Source organism: Cryobacterium melibiosiphilum, from assembly GCF_003602235.1.
Classification (GTDB): Bacteria; Actinomycetota; Actinomycetes; order Actinomycetales; family Microbacteriaceae; genus Cryobacterium; species Cryobacterium melibiosiphilum.
In genome coordinates, this window is record NZ_QZVS01000069.1 from 15,351 (window position 1) to 36,439 (window position 21,089).

Genomic DNA, 21,089 nt, shown 5'->3' on the forward strand with positions numbered 1-21,089 from the left:
CCTTCGTGTGGGTAGTCGCGTCTGACACCCACTATGCGGCCCCAAAAAAAGGGTCTAGACCAAATTCAGCTGGCGGTCATTCAGCGTTCATCCCGTCGTCACTTTCGTGTCCGACGCTGAAGGCATCCCACCCGCCACTTCTTTTTGGAGCACGACCATGTCTGCCTTTTTCTCACACCCCGCCCGGCCGTCCGTGTCCCCTCGGCGTCGCGCCGGCATCCGCTCGGTCGCCGCGGTGATCGGTCTCGCCGTGACGCTTCCGCTGCTGGCCGGCTGCGCCACGCCGAAGGCCGAGGCCCGTGAGATCGGCGGAACCCTCGACGAGATCATCGCCCTGGCCCAGGAAGAAGGCTTCGTGCAGCTCATCGCCTACCCGGAGACCTGGGCGAACTACGGCGAATCCTTTGCCGGCTTCGAAGCCAAGTACGGCGTGAAGGTCGAGGTCGCGAGCCCGAATGCGTCGAGCGGCGAGGAACTGTCCGCGGTGAAGAACCTGCTGGGCCAGTCGACCCAGCCCGACGTGCTCGACATCGGCTACTCCTTCACGCAGCCCGCGATCGACCAGGAGCTGCTCGACATTTACGAGCCCACCCTCATCGATGAGGTGCCCGACAACCTCAAGGACCCGGAAGGTTACTGGGTCGGCGCGTACTACGGCGTGCTCAGCATGGGCGTCAACGCCGACGAGGTCGACGTGCCCACCTCGTTCGCCGACCTGAAAGACGAGCAGTACAAGGGCAAGATCACCATCGGAGACCCGCGCGACGGGGCATCCTCGCTCGCCACCGTGTTCGCCGCAGCCCTCGCCAATGGCGGCAGCCTCGACGACATCCAGCCCGGTATCGACTACTTCGCCGATCTGGCCACCGGCGGCTACCTCGTCAACTCCGTCTCCAACGCCGCCGCGCTCTCCACCGGCGAAGCCGCCGTGACCTTCGACTGGAACTACAACTACAGCGGCATCGAAGAGGAGATGACCCAGTCGGCCGTGGACCTGCAGGTACTCGTTCCCGGCGACGGCGTCTTCGGCAACTACTACGCCCAGCCGATCACCATCGACAGCCCGCAGCCGAACGCCGCCCGCCTCTGGGTCGAGTGGCTCCTCAGCGATGAGGGAGCCATCAGCTACGCCCAGAGCGGCGCCGTTCCCGCCCGCTACGCCGCGATGGATGCCGCGGGCACCCTCCCGCAGGAAGCCCGCGACTCCCTGCCCGCCGCAGACACCCTCGAGCAGATCGAGTTCCCGTCGCTCGAGCAGGCCGCCGCCGCGACCGAGCTGATCGTCGACCAGTGGGGCACGAGTGTCGCTGGCCAGTAGCCTGCGCCCGCGTGAGCGGCCGGCCCCACCGGCCCCGCCGACCCCGCCGACCCCTCTTCCCCGGCTCCCCCGACGTCGCGGCCTTCGCGGCCTTCCCGGCCGCGACACCCTGGGGCTGCTGCCGTACTTCGCGTTCATCACGCTCTTCCTGCTGCTGCCGACCGTCGCCAACGTGTGGACCAGCCTGCACGACAACACCGGCGGCTGGTCGCTCGCATCCATGCGCCGACTCGGCGAGGAACAGTACGTCTCGGCGTTCCTGAACACGATGGCACTGTCGGCCGTCACCGCACTGCTCGGCGGAGCGCTCGGACTGGTCGTCGCCTGGGCGCTGGCCACACTGCAGCGCCCCCGCTGGCTGCGCTCGATCATGCTGTCGTATTCGGTGGTCGCCTCGCAGCTCGGCGGCATTCCGCTGGCCTTCGCGTTCATCGCCGCGATGGGCTCGCAGGGCCTGATCACCCTCGCCGTCTACGACGCGACCGGCTGGGACCTCACCGAGACCTTCGCGGTGTCCTCGTTCTGGGGCCTCGTCGTGGTCTACCTGTATTTTCAGGTGCCGCTGATGGCGATCCTCGTACTGCCCGCCATCATGGGCATCCGCCGGGAGTGGAGCGATTCCGCGCTCAGCCTCGGGGCCGGCCGCTGGCGCTACCTGATCGACATTCTGCTGCCCATCCTCTCGCCCGCCATTGGAGGCGCCGTGCTTCTCCTCTTCGCCAACTCCTTCAGCGCCTACGCCACGGCCTACGCCCTGAGCGGCGGCGGCGCCAACCTCGTGCCGATCCTGATCGGCTTCTTCATCTCGGGCAACGTGCTCACCGACCAAAGCTTCGGCGCCGCCCTGGCCACCGGCATGATGCTCGTCATCGCCGTCGCCATGGTGCTGCGGCACCTGCTGGTACGGCGCACCACCCGGTGGCTGCAGTGAGCGGCGCGGGCTCGCGCAGCATTGTGCAGGGCGTCGTGCTCGTCGTGGCGGGGCTGCTGTTCGCGGTGCCGCTCGTGGCATCCGCTTCCTTTGGCTTCACGCTGCCGGCCGAGGGCTTCACGCTCACCCCGATTGCGGATGCCGTCGCCGACTCGGGCTTCGGCCCGCAGGTTCTGCAGAGCCTCGCGCTGGCCCTGCTCACGACCATCGCGTCGTTCGCCCTGCTGATCCCGACCCTGGTCTGGCTGCACCTGCGGGCCCGGCGATGGCTGCCGATCGCCGAGGCGCTGTCGGTGATTCCGTTCGTGGTTCCCGCGGTGGCCCTGGTCAACGGCGCGAACCTGGCGTTTCGGCTGACGGTGCCCGGTTTTCTCACAAGCGTCTACAGTCTGGTGCCGTTCTACGTCATCCTCACACTGCCGCTGGTCTACCGGGCGCTCGACACCGGACTGCGCGCGATCGATCTGAACACACTCGTCACGGCGAGCGCCAGTCTCGGTTCGGGACCGATCCGCACCTTCTTCAGCATCATCCTGCCCAACCTGCGGCCCGCGCTACTGACCGCCGCGCTGCTCTCGTTCACCATGGTGCTCGGCGAATACGTGCTCGCCACCCTGCTGCTGCACAACACCTTCCCCGTGTTCCTCGTGCAGATCGGGCAGGACCGCCCCCGGGCGGCGGCGGCCCTGTCGCTGATCACCATCGTGGGCACCTGGCTCATGCTGAGCGCGTTCACCGGCCGCGGGCTGGCACGTCGGCGCCGAGGCCCCGCGGCGCCGGACGCCGCCGTGCCCGTTGTTGCCCCGATTTTGAACCCTGACGTAAGGATTTCCGCATGACCACCACGAGTGCCGAGGTCACCCTCCGCTCCATCCAGAAGAGCTTCGGTCGCCAGACCGTGCTGAACGACGTCGACCTCACGATCCGCGGCGGCGAGCTGCTCGCCGTGCTCGGCCCGTCGGGTTGCGGCAAGACCACGGCACTGCGCGTGATCGCCGGGCTGGAACGTCCCGACCACGGCACCGTGCACATCGACAACGACGACGTCACCCACCGACGCATCGACAAGCGCGGCATCGGGATCGTCTTTCAGGCCTATTCGCTGTTCCCCCACCAGACCGCCGCTGAGAACGTGGCCTACGGCCTGCGGGTGCGCGGCACCGGACGCTCCAGCCGCGAGGCCCGGGCCGCCGAGCTGCTGGCGATGGTCGGGCTCGCCGACCACGGCTCGAAGTATCCGCAGCAGCTCTCGGGCGGCCAGCAGCAGCGCGTGGCCCTGGCCCGCGCCATCGCCATCGAGCCGCGGGTTCTGCTGCTCGACGAGCCGTTGTCGGCGCTGGACGCGCAGGTGCGGGTGCAGCTTCGGGACGAGATTCGTCGCATCCAATACGAAATGGGCACGACCACCGTGCTCGTGACGCACGACCAGGAGGAAGCCCTGAGCATGGCCGATCGCGTGGCGGTCATGCGCGCCGGGCAGGTGGAGCAGGTCGGCACGCCGCACGAGGTGTACCGCCGGCCGGCGACCGCCTTCGTGTCGTCGTTCATCGGCGTGGTCAATCGCCTGAGCGGCCGCGTGGTCGGCGGCGACCGGGTGTTGGTCCTCGGCCAGGGCCTGACCCTGAGCACGGCGGGGCACAGCGTCGGCCACGTCATCGCCGTACTCGTACGGCCCGAACACCTGGCAATTCAGCGGGCCGACGCGTCTGCGGCCGACGCCGCGACCGGCGTCGTCACCGCGCTCACCCTGCGCGGGGCGATTTCGAGCCTGACCGTGCTGCTGCCCGAGCTGCCCGACACGATTCGCGTGGACCTGCCGTCCCGCGAGGCCCAGGACTTCACCCGCGGCGACCGCGTCCGGGTCATCGTGCACGCCGAGGATGCCCTGATCGACGCGTCTGCGGTGCCGTCCGCCGCGGTTCGCGCCGGCGAGCGGGCTGCAGCATGACCCGCCGTAAGTTCTGCCTCATCGGCATCGACGGCCTCATCATCGACCTCGCCCTGCGCTCGGGCGCGGCCCCGAACCTGAGCGCGTTCGTCGAAAAGGGGCTCTTCGCTCCGATGGTCATGGAGGTGCCCACCATTTCGGGCCCCGGGTGGTCGTCGATCCTGACCGGCGCGACCCACGCCGAGCACCACGTCGTCGACAACACCTTTCACGGGCACACCCTCAGCCGCAACGCCGACCTGCTCAGCCGGGCCTTTTTCGCTGACCAGTCGGTCACCAGCTACGTCGCCAGCGGATGGCCCCCGTTGGCCGATCCGGTCGGCCCCGGCCCGGTCGTCAGTCCCCGACTCGACCAGCAGAACGCCGGCGTACACAAGGTCGTCGTGCGCGATGGGGAAATGTACGGCTACCGGCGCGCGGACTCCGAGGTCACCGACGTGTCCCGACTGTACCTCGGCCAGGGCGGACCCGACGCGAGCTTCGTCTACCTGGGCGAGGTCGACGAGGCCGGGCACGTGTACGGCGGGGTGTCGGCCGAGTATCTGGAGGCCGTTCGCCGGGTGGACGCGCACCTCGGCACGCTGCTGCACGCGATCGCCAGGCGCGCGGCCGCCGAGGGAGTGGACGAGGACTGGCTCGTGGGCATCACCACCGACCACGGCCACCTCGATGAGGGCGGCCACGGCGGCGGCGAAGACGTGGTGCGCGGCTCATTCTTCGCGGTCGCACGCTGCACGGGTGCCGAGGCGTGGACATCCGCCGATCTGTCGCTGCCCGCCACCATCCGCCCCGAGCAGATCACGCCCTACCTCCTGGCTCACCTCCGCTAGAAACCGTCACGCGGCATCCGCTTGTCGATACGTGACAGCTGTGAGCGCGCGACCCCGCTATACGAGGCCTGCGCGCTCCCAGCTGTCACTCATCGACACGAACCGGCTTGCCAGCCTCAGCCCACCGGCACCGTGACGGTCACCACGGTGCCCACGCCACTGGCGCTCTTGACCTGGACGGTGCCGCCGTGTGCGGCCACGAGGGATTTCACGATCGACAGCCCCAAGCCGGCTCCCGGAACGGCCGCCGCGCGCGCGGCCGGCGCCCGAAAGAACCGGTCGAACATCTGCCGCTGTTCGTCCATGGACATGCCGATTCCGGTGTCCGCGACGTGGATCACGACGTTGTTCCCGTCGAGCCCTGAACTGACGCGCACCCGGCCCGAGTCGCCGACGAACTTCACCGCGTTGGACAACAACTGGTCGAGGATCTGCGCGATCGCCCCGCCGTCGACCGGGGCGACCAGGTCGTGCCCGGCTTCCCAGGCAATCTCCACCCCTGCCAGCAGGGCCGCCGGGCGGATCCGCTCCACGGCACAGGTGATGACCGAGCCCACCTCGACGCGGTGGCGGGTGATCGCGGGCGGGCCCGCGGCATCCATCAGGTGGTCGACCGTCTCCAGCAGGCGCTCGCTGCTGCGCTGAATCGCGGCCAGGCCGCGCGCCGAATCGGCGGTGTCCTCGGCGAGCAGGTCCAACTTGCCGACGATCGTCGTCAGCGGCGTCTGCAGCTCGTCGGACACGGCCGCGAGAAAGTCGTCACGCACGCTCGTCGCCTCGACGAGCTCGGTCACGTCCTGGGCCACGACCACGCGGCCGATCGTCGACCCGTCATCGTCGGTCACCGTATGCGAACTGGCAATGACGGCGGCCTGGTCGCCCGGAGTCCCGAGCCAGACGATGTCGCCACCGGGCAGATCCCCGTGCGCCGCCCCGGCCAAAACCTGCTCGGTTACCGGCACCGGCGTGACCCGGTCCGCGGCGAACACCAGCGGCAGGCCGATCGCGCTCACGTCACCGGCTCCGCCCGCGCGCTGGGACATGGCCACCGACGCGTCGTTCCAGAGGATTGCCTCGCCCTCCGCATCGAACAAGACGATGGATGCCTCCACTGAGTTGATCATGGCATCCACCTTGATCGCCCGAATTTCGGCGGCATGCAGGGCCTCCCGCAACTGAATCGTGACCGACTCGAGCTGGCGCTGATGCCGGCGCAGCGTGCTGGCGGCGATCCAGATCGAGAAGGCCAGGAAGCAGACGAAGAGTGGCACGAGCGTCACGGTCGCCCAGGCGGCGGGCGAGTGCGGCCAGTCCCGCAGCACCGCGAAGGGGATCGCCGGCACCAGAAAGGCCGCGAGCATCGCGAGCGCAAGCACCCGGCGGGAGAAGGAATAGGCCATCCAGATCACCGGAAACACGATCAGGATGCCCACGGCCGCGAACGCCGACCGGTCCGCCTCGCGCAGCAGCACGACGGCGACGATGTCGAGCAGCGGGGTGACGATGAGCCAGTTTGAGGGCAGCCGGAACCGCGCCAGGATCAGCGGAAGGACCAGGGACAGCAGGGTCGCCGCCGCGCCGAGCACCAGGGCGCTGAGCATCCAGGCATCGCCGAGCAGGGCGGGCCGGGCGATGGCCAGAAAGATCGCCAGGCAGCTGAGCGCCGCCGCGAAGGGCACCTGGGTGCGCAGGAATTGCAGCATCAGGGATTCCGGAGCCCGGTCGGGCACCGCCGCCGGGTCGGGATGCTCGAGGCGTTTCTCGGCAGCGCTGCAGCAGGATTGGTGTCATATCGATCTCTCCCCCAGAGTTATGCGCCGACCTCCGGCGCACAGCCATGAGCGTTCGAGGCCCATATCGCGAAGTTATCAGACCCCCCACACGCGTGCCCCCCAAACCCCTAGTACTGGGGGCAGCCGTTGCGGCCGGATCGTGCGCCGAGCACCCCTGCGCGTTTGGGGGCGTTGTGACGGCCGTCCCGGCCTCACTAGGTTGATCACTATCAGTGTCGATGGGGTGTATCGATCTCCGGCATCGATCTCAGGCAGCACCACTCAGGGGGAAGTACATGGCCGCGGTCGCCGTTCGTCGATTTTTAGGGTTTGTTCTGGCCGGCACGGTCGTCGCCTCGGCGCTGGTCGGGGGCGCGGCCACGGCGGCCGTCGCGACGACCGGTTCCTCGTGCGCGGCCGTCACCGTGCTCGCGTTCCGCGGCAGCGGCGAGACCAATGTCGTTCCCGCCGTGACGTCCCACGCGGGCGCCGACGTCGTGTACCCCGGCAGCGCCCTCGTCACGAACGGCTGGGAAGGTCCCACCCTCCAGCGCCTGATCGGCCAGCTGGCACCGCAAGCGGATGCCGCCTCGATTCCCGTCGTCGGGGTCGGCGCGCCCGACAGCACCAATCCGTTCGGCTATCCCGCCGTCGCCGTCGATCCCACCGACGTCCTCACCCTCGCGGCCTCCGCCCAGGCCGGCGCCGTCGCCGCCGAACTGATCATCAAGCGCACGAAGGCGACCGCGGCCGCGACCGGATGCGCGTTCGCACCGCGCTTCATCGCCGTCGGCTATTCGCAGGGCGCCCTCGCGGCACGGGTGCTCGCCCAGCTCAACCCGACCGACGTGGTCGGCGCCGTCACGATCGGCGACCCGGCCCAGAAACCCGACGCGGCGGGCAACGTCGGCGCCGGCGCGTCCGGTGACGGACTGCTGCGCTGGCTCGCCCCGTACTTCGGCGACCGGTTCGACGGCGTCTACGGGCAGGACACCGCGACCGCGGCGCTCTGCCACGCGGGCGACCCGGTCTGTGACTTCGGCTGGGCCAGCATCTGGCGCGTCGCGACCAAAGCCTACGAGAACCACGCCTACTTCGTCTCCGCGGCTGACCTGGCACCGGCGATACAGGCCCTCCAGGCCCTTGCCGCCGACACCCGGCTGCACCCGGCACCCGCCGTGTCGCCGCTGAATGGCCCCGTGGCCCGGGCCGCGGCATCCGTTCTGGCCATGGAGGGCGCGCCGACGGTCGTCTCCGCCGTCGGATCGCAGTCCGCCGACCCCCAGGTCACGTACGACTTCGACTTCGGTGGCGGCACCGTCGACACCAACCAGACCGGCGTGGCCCTGGCGCCCGCCGGCACCGCGGGAGACCACACCGTCTCCGTGACGGTGACCGACCACGCCGGCCGCAGCGACACGACCGTGCTCCCGTACACCGTCGCGCCGGGTGCTGCGGCCGTGCCGAAGGTGGTTCTGGCGACACCGTCGATGATGGTGACCGCACCGGCACCGGTCGCAGCCGGAACCGCCCTGCCGCTCGCGGTGCCGGGTGCCCCCACCGATTCCGAGCTCACCGTGCTCCTGGTTCCGGCGGCCTCGCCGTCACCCTGGGGCGCCGAACCGGCCTTCAGCGCCGTGCTGCCCGCGGCGTGGACCACCACGGGCGTGCCCCTGCCCGCCGATCTGGCTTCCGGCCCGTATCTTCTGGTCGTCGGCGCCGAGAACGGCGCCTGGGGATTCACGCCCGTCGTCGTCTTCCCCGCATCGACCGACCCCGAAACCGACCCGGGCACCGACCCGGGAACCGACCTTCCCACGGTCGGTGGCTCCCTGGACCCGGTCACGCCGACCACCGTGCCGGCCGTCGGCGAGGCCCTGTCCACGGTCGACGGCCAGGCGGATGCCGTCGCTCTCGCCCGCAATGCCGCCGGCACGCGGGTGACCCTGTCGGGCACCGGCTTCACGCTCACGTTCGGCGGCATCGACTCGGCCGGCGCGGCGATCGCGATGGGCGCGAACACCGTGCTCGAGTTTCATCGGGGTGCATCCATCAGCGTCTCGGGCGACGGCTTCGCGCCGAATTCCACCGTCGAGGTCTACCTGTTCTCGAAAGCGACCCGCGTCGGCACCGCGACCACGAACGCGGCCGGTGCCTTCAGCGGCACCTTCGCCGTGCCGGCGAGCATCGCGACGGGCCTGCACACCCTGCAGGTCGTCGGATTCGCCCCGAACGGGTCGACCCGCGTGAACGACCTCGGCGTGCGGGTGATCAACGCTCCGGCATCCGTTTCGACGGCAGCCAGCATATCCACCCTCCCGAAAGCCGGCGTCGACCTCGGCGGCGTGCTGGGCGGCGCGCTGCTGGTGCTGCTCACCGGGCTGGGGCTGGCCGTGCTGCAGCGGCGCCGCGGGACAGCCGCGGCGTAGCACGGGTCCGGGCAACTCCCACACACCGGGGACCACACGACGACCGTGACTCGAGCGGCAGCGGCCCCGAGGCATCCGCTCGAGAAGACGGATGCCTCGGGGCCGCTCGCGAATAACCCTCGGTCAGCGCTTGGTGACGCGCTGCAACAGTCCGGCGACGGGCCGCTGCTGCTCGCCCTGCTGGGCCGCGAGCACGACGAGCACCATGGTGACCGCCGGGGTCACCCACTGCAGAAAGCGTTGCTGGCTCTGTGCGGTGGCCAGCTCATCCGAGGTGTCGGCGCCGGGCTCGGTGGTGCCCTCGACGGGTTCGTCGGCGTGCGCGCCCATCTTCATGCCGACCAGGCCGGAGTAGACCGTGGAGCCGATCGCGACCACGGTCAGGCCGAGCTTCACGATCGTGTTGGTGCGGGCTTCCGGCTGCCCGGCCAGGCGCGGCGCGTTGGCGAGGATCAGCCCGGCCCCGCCGATGCCGTGCGCGACCATGGCGCCCAGCTGCACGGGGGCCCAGTTCTTCCAGCCGGTGGTGGCGACGCTGATGCGTTCCTTCGGGTCGCGCGCCGCGGCCGCCGCGCGGTTGAGCGCGACCGCGCCCATCAGCGAACCGCCGAACCAGGCGGCCAGGCCCACGTCGTGCAGGCTGCGAACCACAGTGTTACGTGATGACATGTGTGCTCCTTATGTATAGAGGTACAGGTAGAAAGCGGATGCCCGTCGGCCCCAACTCCGCTGGTTGAGCCGGGCGCGCGCTTCATGCGCCCGGTCGAAACCCCGCAAGACGACCCTCAGGCCCTGGATTGGCCGCTAGTTGCGGTCGTCGCGGCCCTGGCGGCGCTTGCGGTCGACCTCTGACTCATCGAAGTCGATCTCTTCGCGGCGCACGTCCTCGGAAACCTGCTGCTCGTCGGTCACCGTTTCGGTGCCGAGGCGCACGCGCTCGACGGGAACGGTTTCCTTGTTCACGACCACGCGCTCCTCGGTCAGCTGAACCTCGTGCTCTTCCTCACTGAGGTCGCGACCGGAGCGGGCCTGGCCACGGTTCGCGTCGGTGATCGGCTCGCGCTCGAGGCGCACCTCTTCGCGGCTGACCGGCACGGTGACGGTCTGGTTCTCGGTCACGATGTGCTTGCGCAGGCGGGCCCGGCCGGCGCCGACCTGCTCGGTGCCCACGTGCAGGCGTTCCTCGGAGCGGGTCATGGCGTCGTCGGTGTTCGGCCCGGAGGTGTCGTGGCCGGCGCCCTCGTAACCCTCGGTGTGCAGGTCCTGGTAGGCGGCGACATCCTCTTGCCCGACGCCGGTGGCACCCGAGACCCGGTCGCGGTCGCGGGTCGTGGCCGGGTCGTTGCCGAGCAGGCCGGTGTCGCCGTCGCTGGCGAGGATGCCATCGCGACCCGGAGTGCGCTCGCCATTGCCGAGAACGCCGTCGCCGCCGGAGCTGCGGTCACGGTCTTCGCGGTCGTTGCCGAGGAAGCCTTCGCCGTCGTTGCGGTCTGCGCGGTCAATGCGGTCGTCGCCGGAGCGAGCACCGGCCCCGGCCTGCCCGAGCCCGTAGTAGCGGTAGAGCGCGTCTTCGTCGGCGCTGTCGAGGGCGCCGTCATTGTCGATGCGCGGGGCATCCTTCACGAACGCCTTCTCGAAGGCGACGCGCAGCACTCCACCGGTGAAGTCGGCCTGGTCGAGCGGCGCGAACGACTCGGAGAGCCCGAAGAGCCCGGTGTTGATGGTGACCCAGGTGGGCCGGTTCGTGTCGGAGTCCACGTACACCTGGCCGACGGTGCCGACCTTGCGGTCACTGCGGTCGATCACGTCGACGCCGATGAGGGAATCGATGGTGTTGGAGTCAATCATTGCTGGTCTCGCTTTCTGCCGAGCCGATGCCCGGCGTTGGTGGGAAATGAGAGGGGATAGGAGATGCAGGCGGTCAGGCGCCGAGCCCGGCCTTGTCGACCTTGCGGTGGTAGCGCATGCCCGCGAGGCCGCCCAGAACCGCGCCGCCGAGGCTGACGAGCGCGATGACGATCGCCGTGATGATGCTGCCGGCGGCGAGGTCGCCCTCGTTGATGGGGATGCGCGGGAACGTGTTCAGGTCGGCGAGCACGGTGAACTGGCTGCCGGCGATGGCTCCCACGATCGCGAGGATCACGGCCACGATCACAGCCCACAGCCACACCGCAACGCCCTGCTTCGCGCCGCTGAACCGGGCCATACGACCGGCGACATAGCCGCCGCAGAAGTAGGAGACGAAGATCACGACGGCGAGGGCGATCGCCCCGACCAGGCCGACGGTCGCCGCGTTGTCGGCGGCGGCATCCGCTGCCTGAGTGGGGTCGGTCTGGTTGCCGAGGCCGACGGCAGCTCCCGCGCCGGCGACCAGCGCCGTCAGCAGAACGGCCGCGCCGCTCGCGGTCAGCCAGCCGAAGAATGCCGTGCCGAACTGCATGCCGCCGAACTGGCTTTTCTCCTTCGCGACGACGTCTTGCCGCACGGTCGTAGCGGATGTCGCCGCATACGCAGCCGGCTGGCTGTCGGTGGGCGTCGTCTCGCGTCGGCCGAGCCGCGGGTCATCAGGTGCAGAGGTCATGGCTGTTCCTTTCCGTCGAACGAGCGCCCCCGACCCGAGTGGGTCTCCTGATGAGACGGAGCCCGGCCCGCAATCGTCACGCCGCGCGCCGAAAAAAGTCGACCTTTGCTGGTCGAGCCGCGCGCCTGCCCGCTGGTCGAGCAGCGCCCCACGCTTTTGGGGGCGCGTGTCGAGACCCCGCACGCCGACCTCAAGACTGCAGGTCGGCCCACTCGGTTTCGACCGGCGGGAAGAACGCCCGCCGGCTCAACCAGCGAGGTGGTCCCGCCGGTCGAGCCGCGACGTGTTTCGACGGGGCTCAACAATCAGGGAGAGTGGTCCAGATTGTGGCGCTACGGATGCTCAAAGTGGGCTATTGTGGCGATACCAGCATGTGCAGCGCCGGGGGGCATCCGCTTATTCTGCTGTTTGTACTGCTCGCCGCTTGTCGTTCGCCTGCCGATTTTCTGATCGGTGCTGGCAACCATTTCAGCCTGGCCCACAGCAGAGAGATCCCGCCATGTCGCGTCACCTCCCCTTCTTTCGACCCCCCACGTCGCTGCGCACAGCGCGCGCCAAGTTGCTCACGGGCCTCGGAATGGTTCTCGCGCTCGTCGCGACCTCGTTCGTAGTCGTCTCCCCCGCCATGGCCGACACCAAGACCTTCGCCGGCGGCACCTTCACCTACACCGTCGCATCGGGCGCAACAACGATCACGGCCTTCGCCCCGGCGACGGGCGTCACCGCGATCACGATTCCCGACAAGCTCGGCGGTAAACCGGTGACCGCGATCGGCAAGTCAGCATTCAAATCGAAGGGCCTCACGGCGGTCGGCTTTCCCTCAACCGTCACCAGCATCGGCGAAACGGCTTTTCTCCTGAACAAGCTCACGGCGGTCACCCTCCCCACCGGCTTGACGGAAATCGCTTTCGGTGCTTTCGCGAACAACAACATTGAGTCAGTGACGATCCCGTCGGGCGTCGCGACACTTGGCGGCTATGCGTTCAGTCAGAACGACCTGACGTCCGTCTCCGTGGCAGAGGGCGTAACGAACATCGGCGAATACGCCTTCTTCGATAATCTTCTGACATCCGTAGTCCTTCCCTCCGGCCTGACCACCATCGGCGAGCACGCGTTCGCCCTGAACAGTCTCACCACACTCGACATCCCGGCTGCAATAACGGTGATTGAGGCGTCAGCCTTCGAGATGAACAGCCTCACGACGCTGACGATTCCGGCCGGAGTCACGGCGATCAAGACGGCCGCGTTCGCCTCAAACCGTCTCACGTCGGTGTCCCTGCCGAGCGGCCTGACGACTCTGGGCGATCGCGCCCTTCACAACAACAGCCTGATCGAAGTGCTGATCCCGGCTTCCGTGACGTCGATGGGTGAATGGGCTCTGGCCTCGAACCCACTCACCTCAGTCACCTTCGAGGGTGCGGCCCCGACGACCTTCGTCGCGGCAGTAGACGGTTCCGGTTCGCTCGGGCGCGCGGTCAATCCGACGACACTGGTGGCCCTGACCGTCTACTACTCGAACGGCGCTGCCGGCTTCGAGGCACCGACCTGGAAGGGCTACCGCTCCGCCGTGTACGTCGATCCGAGTGCGATCGTCGCGCCCGTCTTCACCGCCGATTCGCCGGCTGAGACCGCCGCGACCGGCGCCGCCTACAGCTACACGTTCACCGCCTCCGGCAGTCCGGCACCCACGTTCGCCGTGAGCGCGGGAACCCTTCCGGCCGGCCTGACGCTCGACGCAACCACCGGCATCCTCTCGGGCACCCCGACCGCGACCGGCAGCAGCACCTTCACGGTCACGGCCAGCAACGAGATCGAGCCCGCCGCCACCGGCGCGTCCCACACCATCACGGTCTACGCCACGCCGGTCTTCACGGCCGACGCCCCGCCGCTGACCGCAACCCAGGGAACCGAGTACGCCGGGTACACCTTCGCCGCGACCGGTTCCCCCGCCCCGCTCTTCGCGGTGACCACCGGCATCGAGCACACGATCGTGCTGTCCGTCCCGGTCGCGCCCGACTTCACCACCGACCAGCCGGCCCTCGACGCGACGGTCGGCACCGATTACAGCTACACCTTCACGGCATCGGGTTTCCCGACGCCGACGTTCACCAGCACCACGCTGCCGGCGGGCTGGACCCTCTCGAGCGACGGCGTGCTGAGCGCGCTGCCGACCACCGCTGAGACGATCACCGTCACGGTCACCGCCAGCAACGGCGTCGGCGCGGATGCCGTCGGCCAGCCCCACACCATCACCGTCACACCCGCCCTGGCCGCGCCGGTCTTCACCGCCGACAGCCCGACGCTGACGGCGACGGCGTCCACGCCGTACCTGAGCTACGAATTTGCGGCGTCGGGTTACCCGGCACCCACCTTTGACCTCGCGTGGGGCGCCCTGCCCACCGGCCTGACCCTCTCGACCGACGGACTGCTCTCGGGCACCCCGACCGGTGCCGGCGGCCTCTACTCGTTCACCGTTCAGGCCAGCAACAGCGTCGCACGAAACGTCACCGGCACCAGTCACCTGCTCATCCTGGCCACCTCGCCGATTTTGGGCACCGACACCCCGCCGAACGTCGCAACCGTCGGCACCGCCTACGCCGGGTTCACCTTCACAGCGACCGGCTACCCGAACCCGACCTTCACCGTCACCTCAGGGGTTCTGCCCGCCGGCCTCACCCTGACCGAGTCCGGCGTACTCGCCGGCACCCCGACCGGCCTCGGCGGCGAATACACGTTCCGCGTCGCCGCCCGCAACACGGCCGGCCTCAGCGCTGCCGGTACTTTGCACACCATCATCGTCAGCGCTGCGCCCATTCTGACAGCGGATGCCCCCACCCCGGCCACCGTCGGTGCCGCGTACACCTACACCTACGCCGCGACGGGCTTCCCGGCGCCGACCTTCAGCGTCACGGGCACCCTGCCCGCCGGCCTGACTCTGTCCGAGGAGGGCGTGCTCTCGGGAACCCCAACCGGCACCGGCGGCATCAGCGACTTCACCGTCACCGCTGTGAACGCCGCCGGCTCCGACGCCAGCGCCAGCACGATCACGGTCGCGGCTGCGCCCGTCTTCACCGCGGACGCCCCCACCACCACAGCCACCGTCGGCACCGCATACAGCTACACCTTCGCGGCGACCGGCTACCCGGCCCCGACCTTCACCTCGGCCGGGCTCCCCGAGGGCCTCACGCTGAGCAGCACCGGAGTGCTCTCGGGCACCCCGACCGGCACCGGCGGAGTCACCCGGTTCGCGGTCACGGCCGGCAACAGCGTCACTCTCGTCGACGGCGGCATCCACAGCATCACGGTCAACGCCGCGCCCATCCTGACCGCGGATGCCCCCACCCCCGACGGCACCATCGGCACCGCGTACTCCTATATATATGCAGCCACCGGCTACCCGGCGCCGACCTTCACGGTCATCGGCGGAGTTCTGCCGGCCGGACTCACCCTGTCCGCAGACGGCGTGCTCTCGGGCACCCCGACGGGTGCCGGCGGCGTGAGTTCCGACTTCACGGTCACCGCGAGCAACGGCGTCGGCTCTCCCGCGATCGGCAGCGCGCACAGTATCACGGTGGCGGAGGCATCCGCTTTGACCGCGGATGCGCCGCCCACCCCGGCGGTCGGCGTCGCCTACAGCTACACCTTCACGGCCAGCGGCTTCCCGACCCCGACCTTCGCGGTGACCGGAACCCTTCCGGCCGGACTGACCCTGACCGAGGACGGCGTGCTCGCCGGCACCCCGACCACCGCCGGATCGAGCACCTTCACCGTCACCGCGAGCAACGGAGTCGACCCGGATGCCGTGGGCACGACCCATACCCTGGCCATCGCCGTTCCCGCCGCGGCCCTGAAGCTCGGGTTCGCGGTCGGAGCGAAGATCAGCGGCGCGACGACCACCGCGACCGCGGTCGGACTGCAGGCCGGCTCCGCCTGGACCGTGCAGGTCTTCTCCACCCCACAGCTGCTCGCCAACGGCACGGTCGGAATCTCCGGCGCGGTCACCTCGCCGGTCACCCTGCCGAGCAACCTCGCCGCGGGCAGCCACCACCTACTGTTCACCGGAGTCTCGGCGAGTGGCGCTGCGTTGACCGCGACCGCATGGTTCCAGGTGAACGCGCAGGGCCTGGTAACGGCGATCTCCCTCACCGGGCCGACCTCCGCGCCGGCAACCGCCGCCGCAGCGCTGTCGGACACCGGGGCCAACGCCGACATCGCGCTGAACCTGGCCCTGCTGGCGCTGCTCCTCGGTGCCGGCCTGCTGCTCGCACGCCGCCGCACCCAGCCGACGCGCAGCATCCGCTAGCCGCCGCCCGCACCCCCGCTGGTCGAGCAGCGCCCCACGCTTTTGGGGGCGCGTGTCGAGACCCCCGCAAGCCGACCTCAAGACCGAAGGTCGGCCTGCGCGGTTTCGACCAGCGCGCTACGCGCGCAGGCTCAACCAGCGGATTTCGCGCGCAGGCCGCCGGATCGAGTTTGTCGAGATCTCAACCAGCGAGACGGTTCCCCGCTGGTCGAGCAGCGCCCCACGCTTTTGGGGGCGCGTGTCGAGACCCCGCAAGCCGACCTCAAGACCGAAGGTCGGCTCGCGAGGTTTCGACCAGCGCGCTACGCGCGCAGGCTCAACCAGCGGATTTCGCGTGCGGGCTCGACTCGCGGATTACGCGTGCGCAGGCTCAGCGGGTGGTGCCGTGTCGATCCGTGACAGCTGTGCGCCCGCGACCCCTCTATAGCGGGGTCCCTCGCTCACAGCTGTCACGTATCGATATCCGTTCACCGACGCGGGTGAGCGGCAGCACTTCAGCCCTCAGACTTTGACAGGACATACTACGGTCCGTATGTTAGAAGTAGAGATTCGTTCGCGCCTTCGCCAAAGGAGGACATGCGCAACGCTATCCACCAGGGCACGGCCGCCCGATGAAACTCGGCGTTGACAACGCAATCCAGCCCGACCGCAGCCTGCGCGAGACGATCGACGTGGTCGTCTCCCTCACCTCCGGCGGCACCGAGAACCCGGCGTCGCGACCACGTCGAGCGCCGAGATCGCACCAAGAGTACTTAAAGGCACTGATGCTGTATTAGGTTCGATTCTGTTGCCCCGCGCGGACATCCGCTGACCCGAACCGCCACTGACCCACCGAACCCAGACCCACCCATCCCACGGAGGAATAGTGGACGCCACATCGGCCACACAGGCCACATCGGCAACACCCGGCAAACGCAGACCGCTGCCGCCGCTCACGAAGGGCGCGCACAGCAGCCGCCTCGGCAATATCGCCGTCATCGCCACCTTCGGTGGCCTGCTGTTCGGGTACGACACCGGCGTCATCAACGGCGCGCTCGACTCGATGGAGTCCAGCCTCGCGCTGACCCCCGCGACCGAGGGCATCATGACCTCGTCGCTGCTGGTCGGAGCGGCGCTCGGCGCCTTCTTCATCGGCCGCATCTCCGACGCGATCGGGCGCAAACCCACGATCCAGGTTCTGGCCGTGATCTTCTTCTTCGCCGCCGTGGCCGCCGTGATCGCCCCGACGTGGGAGTTTCTGACCGTGGCCCGCATCGTGCTTGGTGTTGCCGTGGGCGGGGCATCCGTCACCGTTCCGGTCTTCCTCGCCGAGGTTGCGCCCACGGAAAAGCGCGGGGGCCTGGTCACCCGCAACGAGCTGATGATCGTCACCGGCCAGCTCTCCGCCTTCACCATCAACGCCATCATCGGCTCGGTCTGGGCCGGCCACGACAACGTCTGGCGCTACATGCTCATCGTCGCGGTGCTGCCCGCGATCGCGCTGTTCATCGGCATGTTCCGGGTGCCGGAAAGCCCGCGCTGGCTGCTCGCCCGCGGCCGGGAGGCCGAAGCCCTCACCGTGCTCAAGCAGATCCGGTCCGACGACCGCGCCATCGCCGAACTCGACGAGGTGCGCGACCTGGCCGACGAAGAGGCCGCCACCAAGCAGGGCAAGCTGGCCGACTTCTTCAAGGAGTCCTGGCTGCGCAAGCTGCTCTTCATCGGCATCGGGCTCGGCATCGCCCAGCAGCTCACCGGCATCAACTCGATCATGTACTACGGCACCGAGGTGCTGCAGGACTCGGGCTTCTCCCAGCAGGCGGCCCTGATCGCCAACGTCGGTAGCGGAATCATCGCCGTCGTCGCGGTCGTCGTCGGCCTCCGCTTCATCAACCGGTTCGGCCGCCGCACGTTCTTGATCTTCGGTTTCATCGGCACCACCGTCTTCCACCTGCTGATCGGCCTGTCGTCGGTTCTGCTCCCGGCCGGCACGCCCCGCGCCGTGATGGTGCTGATCTTCGTGATCTGCTTCGTCGCCGTGATGCAGGGCACCATCGGTCCGGTCGTCTGGCTGATGCTGTCCGAGATCTTCCCGCTGCACCTGCGCGGCGCCGGCATGGGCCTGGCCGTGCTCTGCCTGTGGCTGACCAACTTCGCCGTGACGCTCGGGTTCCCGATCGTCGTGGATGCCCTCAGCATCTCCACGACGTTCTTCATTTTCGCCGCGCTCAACGTGGCGGCCCTGATCTTCGTGGTGACCACGGTGCCCGAAACCAACGGCCGCTCGCTCGAACAGCTCGAGGACGACTTCAGCACCGGCGCGATCTACACCATCAAGCCCCGCCGCCGCTGACCCGGCCGCGCCGGGCCGACCTGTCGATAGGTGACAGCCACCGGCGAGCAAGCCCGCTCTAGCGGCCTCCCTCGCCCACAGCTGTCACCTATCGACAAGCGGATGCCGCGCTCAGTCGGACAGGGCGACCAACCGGCCGATCACGTCGCCGCGCTCGAGCCTGCCGATGCCCTCGGAGTCCCGGCTCGACCACCGAGCGGTGCGGCCGCCGCCTGCCCGCGGGTGCACCCTAGAGAATGACCTCCCGCAGGCTCGCCCCCGGCCAACGCTCGCAGATCTGCATCGGCGGGCCCGGCCCATCCGCCTCCGTCGTGGTCTTCGAGACCGCCGACCTGCTCGTTGAAGCGCCCAACTGGTCGCTCGACGGCCGCACCCTCTACCTCAACGGCGCCGGATGCCTCTGGTCCCTCGACCTTGCCACGCCCGACCGCGGGCTGCACGCCATCGACCGCGTCGGCCTGCTCGAGACCAACAACGACCACGTGCTCGACCCCGACGGCGAGCACGTCTACCTCAGCGCCAACGACGGCCACATCTACCGCGCTCTGCTGTCCGGCGGCCCGGGCACCCTGAACGTCAACAGCTGGGCCCCCGACAGCTCCCGGTTCGCGTTTGTCGCGTATCCGCTTGACTGAGCACGCCGTTGCGCCGCGTAACCGGCTGACGGTCACTATCTGACTCGGGATTCAGGCCTCAGGGGCGCGGCTCAGGGCCGATGGCGGGGTTTCTGCCCGGCCGCCCCGGCATAACTCCTGCTCGCTGCTCAGCCTGTTCCCGCGAGCCCAGTGTTTCACTGGGCCGGGAACTGTCCCGCACTGCTGCCAGCAGGAGTTATGCGGCCAACGGCGCTGAGCCCGCGTCCGCGTAGTCTGAATGCGGGGGTCACCAATGCCATACTTCTTCATCGTGCTCGGCTTGCTGAGCATCGCCACCAACGTTCTCACCTACCGCGGCGTGTTGCGCCCGACCTCGCTCAACGGCCTGCGCCGCAAGAAACCACACGAGACGGATGCCGCCTGGACCGCCGGCCTGCGCGCCACCCTCCCCTACGGCCTCGCCCTCGCGGCCTGCCTCATCGGAGTAGGGTGCCTGCTCTTCGTCGTTCCCGAGCATCTCGCCACCGCGGTGCCGCTCGGCGGCGCCGTGCTGATGGTGATCGCGGCGCTCCTCGCCGTGCGCGCCCTCGACCGCGCAGTCCAGCGCGCGATGGTCGCCGCTACCGACGCGCCGGCGGCATAACTCCTGCTCGCCTTAAACGAGGCCGCACACCTGCCCGTGATTCCGGGTCACACAGCCTGCGATCAGTACGATCTGCAGGAGTTATGCGGGCTGGCCGCGACGGGGCGCGCCTGCGCTGTCGGGTTGCGATGGATTCCCGCACGGGACACGGCTCTGGTCGTCCCCGTCACCCCCTAGGTGTCCCCGGCGGCACCCCGCGGGAGGCGATCCTGCCGGCGCCGGGCCTGCTCGGGCGCGGGGTCTCGAGGCCGAACTCGCCGACAGCCGGCGCGCGTTCGTCATCAGCACCGACGCCGAGTACAGCGACCGGCATGCCTCCGCCCTTGCGGCGGAGGCATTCCGACTGGACGATCCTGGCCCTCGACAGCCACACCCGCGGCCTCAGCGCGAGCCCGGTCATGGCCCGGCTGTTTCCGTTCGGGCTCACCCTTGAGCCGCATGCGGGAGGCGCGCTCAGCTCCTGGGAACGCGCGGCCCGCATCGTGCACCTGAACTACCGGTGGAACGAGCGCGTCGGAGACACTTTTCGGCTCGCCGACTGGCCCGCGCTGCCGCTGTTTCTCAAGCAGTCCAACCTGCGCTCGATCACGACGGCGCTCGCGTCGGCGCGGGCGATCGGGCGCAGCTGGGAGCCGGCGACCGGGCTGGGCACGAGCGCGCCGAGCGACGCGGAGCTGACCGCCGCGGAGCTCGACGAGATGGCCGAGCTGGAACACGCCTCCTGGTGCCAGCACCTGCGCGACGCGGGGTGGACCCAGCGTGACGTGCGTGATGACGGCCGGCGGCGGCATCCGCTTCTCGTGGATTGGGCGGCGTTCGGCGATGACGGCCGGGCCAGGACGCGGCAGACCGTGGCCACGTCGATGGCCTTGCTCGAGGCGCTCGGGTACCGGTCCCGGTCGCTGTGGCGCGGTTTCGCCCGCAGCGGCGAGGTCACTGCGAGCCCAGCCGACCAGGCGTGGGACTGGACCTCGGCCGCCGGCGACACCCTGCACGCCAGCGCCGGCGACTGGCTCGTCGATGACGGCGCCGGCGCCCCCTGGTCGGTCAAGCCCGAGATCTTCGCTGCCACCTACGCCGCGGCCGGGCCGGGCCGCTGGCGGCGCACCGGCCAGGTGCAGGCCCGACCGGCAACCCCGGCCGAAACGGTTGAAACCCGGGAAGGCGTCGTCACCGCCCCGGCCGACAGCTGGGTCGTGCGCGGGCCCGCCGGCGACCGCTGGGTCACGCCCGCCGCCCACTTCGCGGCGAACTATACCCCCTCGGTTCCGGTCGCGACTAGGCGAGCCGAACTCAAGACTCCAGGTCGGCTCGCGAGGTTTCGACCAGCGAGGTGGTCCCCATCCGCTGGTTGAGCCGCGACGAAGGAGCGGTCGAAACCAGGCAGGCCGAACTCAAGACTTTAG

Annotated in this window: 16 protein-coding genes; 12 read left to right on the top strand and 4 right to left on the bottom strand. The window is 69.4% G+C overall.

Annotated features, from left to right (window positions below):
• Positions 1-157: 157 nt before the first annotated feature.
• From D6T64_RS05830 to D6T64_RS05850, 5 genes are read left to right on the top strand one after another with little or no spacing between them, the layout of a single operon-like run.
• A complete protein-coding gene (locus D6T64_RS05830) occupies positions 158-1,318 on the top strand; it encodes an ABC transporter substrate-binding protein (RefSeq protein WP_119973068.1) in 1,161 nt (386 codons plus the stop codon).
• Complete coding sequence (locus D6T64_RS05835; protein WP_199719076.1) at positions 1,302-2,249, top strand: ABC transporter permease; 948 nt, start codon at positions 1,302-1,304, stop codon at positions 2,247-2,249. Before D6T64_RS05830 ends, D6T64_RS05835 begins: the two co-directional genes overlap by 17 nt.
• Complete coding sequence (locus tag D6T64_RS05840; RefSeq protein WP_119973071.1) at positions 2,246-3,088, top strand: ABC transporter permease; 843 nt, start codon at positions 2,246-2,248, stop codon at positions 3,086-3,088. The genes D6T64_RS05835 and D6T64_RS05840 overlap by 4 nt, the downstream gene beginning before the upstream one ends.
• Positions 3,085-4,197: an ABC transporter ATP-binding protein gene (locus tag D6T64_RS05845; RefSeq protein WP_119973075.1), complete on the top strand. Its 1,113-nt coding sequence runs from the start codon at positions 3,085-3,087 to the stop codon at positions 4,195-4,197. The genes D6T64_RS05840 and D6T64_RS05845 overlap by 4 nt, the downstream gene beginning before the upstream one ends.
• Entirely contained in the window at positions 4,194-5,027 is an 834-nt protein-coding gene (locus D6T64_RS05850) for an alkaline phosphatase family protein (protein ID WP_119973078.1), read from the top strand. The genes D6T64_RS05845 and D6T64_RS05850 overlap by 4 nt, the downstream gene beginning before the upstream one ends.
• 116 nt (positions 5,028-5,143) lie before the next feature.
• Here the strand turns inward: D6T64_RS05850 and D6T64_RS05855 are convergent, their stop codons facing one another.
• Positions 5,144-6,730, bottom strand: coding sequence for a sensor histidine kinase (locus tag D6T64_RS05855; protein WP_147364491.1), 1,587 nt, complete (start codon positions 6,728-6,730; stop codon positions 5,144-5,146).
• 365 nt (positions 6,731-7,095) lie between these two features.
• Here D6T64_RS05855 and D6T64_RS05860 point away from each other — a divergent pair, with 365 nt between their 5' ends.
• Positions 7,096-9,228 carry a PKD domain-containing protein gene (locus D6T64_RS05860; RefSeq protein WP_119973082.1) on the top strand — a complete coding sequence of 711 codons (2,133 nt, stop codon included), beginning with the start codon at positions 7,096-7,098 and terminating at the stop codon, positions 9,226-9,228.
• A 123-nt stretch (positions 9,229-9,351) separates the two neighbouring features.
• Here the strand turns inward: D6T64_RS05860 and D6T64_RS05865 are convergent, their stop codons facing one another.
• The 3 genes from D6T64_RS05865 to D6T64_RS05875 form a co-directional block, all read right to left on the bottom strand.
• The gene (locus D6T64_RS05865; protein WP_119973085.1) at positions 9,352-9,897 is read right to left on the bottom strand and encodes a hypothetical protein; all 546 of its coding nucleotides are present in this window, start codon (positions 9,895-9,897) and stop codon (positions 9,352-9,354) included.
• A gap of 135 nt (positions 9,898-10,032) precedes the next feature.
• Positions 10,033-11,076 (bottom strand): DUF2382 domain-containing protein, encoded by a 1,044-nt coding sequence (locus D6T64_RS05870; protein ID WP_119973087.1) that lies wholly within the window; start codon positions 11,074-11,076, stop codon positions 10,033-10,035.
• Between the two features lie 73 nt (positions 11,077-11,149).
• Positions 11,150-11,809, bottom strand: coding sequence for a hypothetical protein (locus D6T64_RS05875; protein WP_119973089.1), 660 nt, complete (start codon positions 11,807-11,809; stop codon positions 11,150-11,152).
• A gap of 499 nt (positions 11,810-12,308) precedes the next feature.
• On the opposite strand from D6T64_RS05875, the gene D6T64_RS23410 reads away from it, so the two are divergent.
• From D6T64_RS23410 to D6T64_RS22550, 6 genes are all read left to right on the top strand, one after another.
• A complete protein-coding gene (locus D6T64_RS23410; protein ID WP_158594825.1) occupies positions 12,309-16,112 on the top strand; it encodes a putative Ig domain-containing protein in 3,804 nt (1,267 codons plus the stop codon).
• A 611-nt stretch (positions 16,113-16,723) separates the two neighbouring features.
• Complete coding sequence (locus D6T64_RS22540; protein WP_158594826.1) at positions 16,724-16,888, top strand: hypothetical protein; 165 nt, start codon at positions 16,724-16,726, stop codon at positions 16,886-16,888.
• An 86-nt stretch (positions 16,889-16,974) separates the two neighbouring features.
• Positions 16,975-18,444, top strand: a complete 1,470-nt coding sequence (locus D6T64_RS05885) for a sugar porter family MFS transporter (RefSeq protein WP_267900474.1) — start codon at positions 16,975-16,977, stop codon at positions 18,442-18,444.
• 236 nt (positions 18,445-18,680) lie between these two features.
• On the top strand, positions 18,681-19,079 hold the full coding sequence (locus D6T64_RS05890; protein ID WP_119973095.1) for a TolB-like translocation protein: 399 nt from the start codon (positions 18,681-18,683) through the stop codon (positions 19,077-19,079).
• Positions 19,080-19,332: 253 nt separating this feature from the next.
• Positions 19,333-19,683, top strand: a complete 351-nt coding sequence (locus D6T64_RS22545) for a hypothetical protein (RefSeq protein WP_158594827.1) — start codon at positions 19,333-19,335, stop codon at positions 19,681-19,683.
• A gap of 311 nt (positions 19,684-19,994) precedes the next feature.
• A complete protein-coding gene (locus D6T64_RS22550; RefSeq protein ID WP_158594828.1) occupies positions 19,995-21,038 on the top strand; it encodes a RyR domain-containing protein in 1,044 nt (347 codons plus the stop codon).
• The last annotated feature ends 51 nt before the right edge of the window (positions 21,039-21,089 follow it).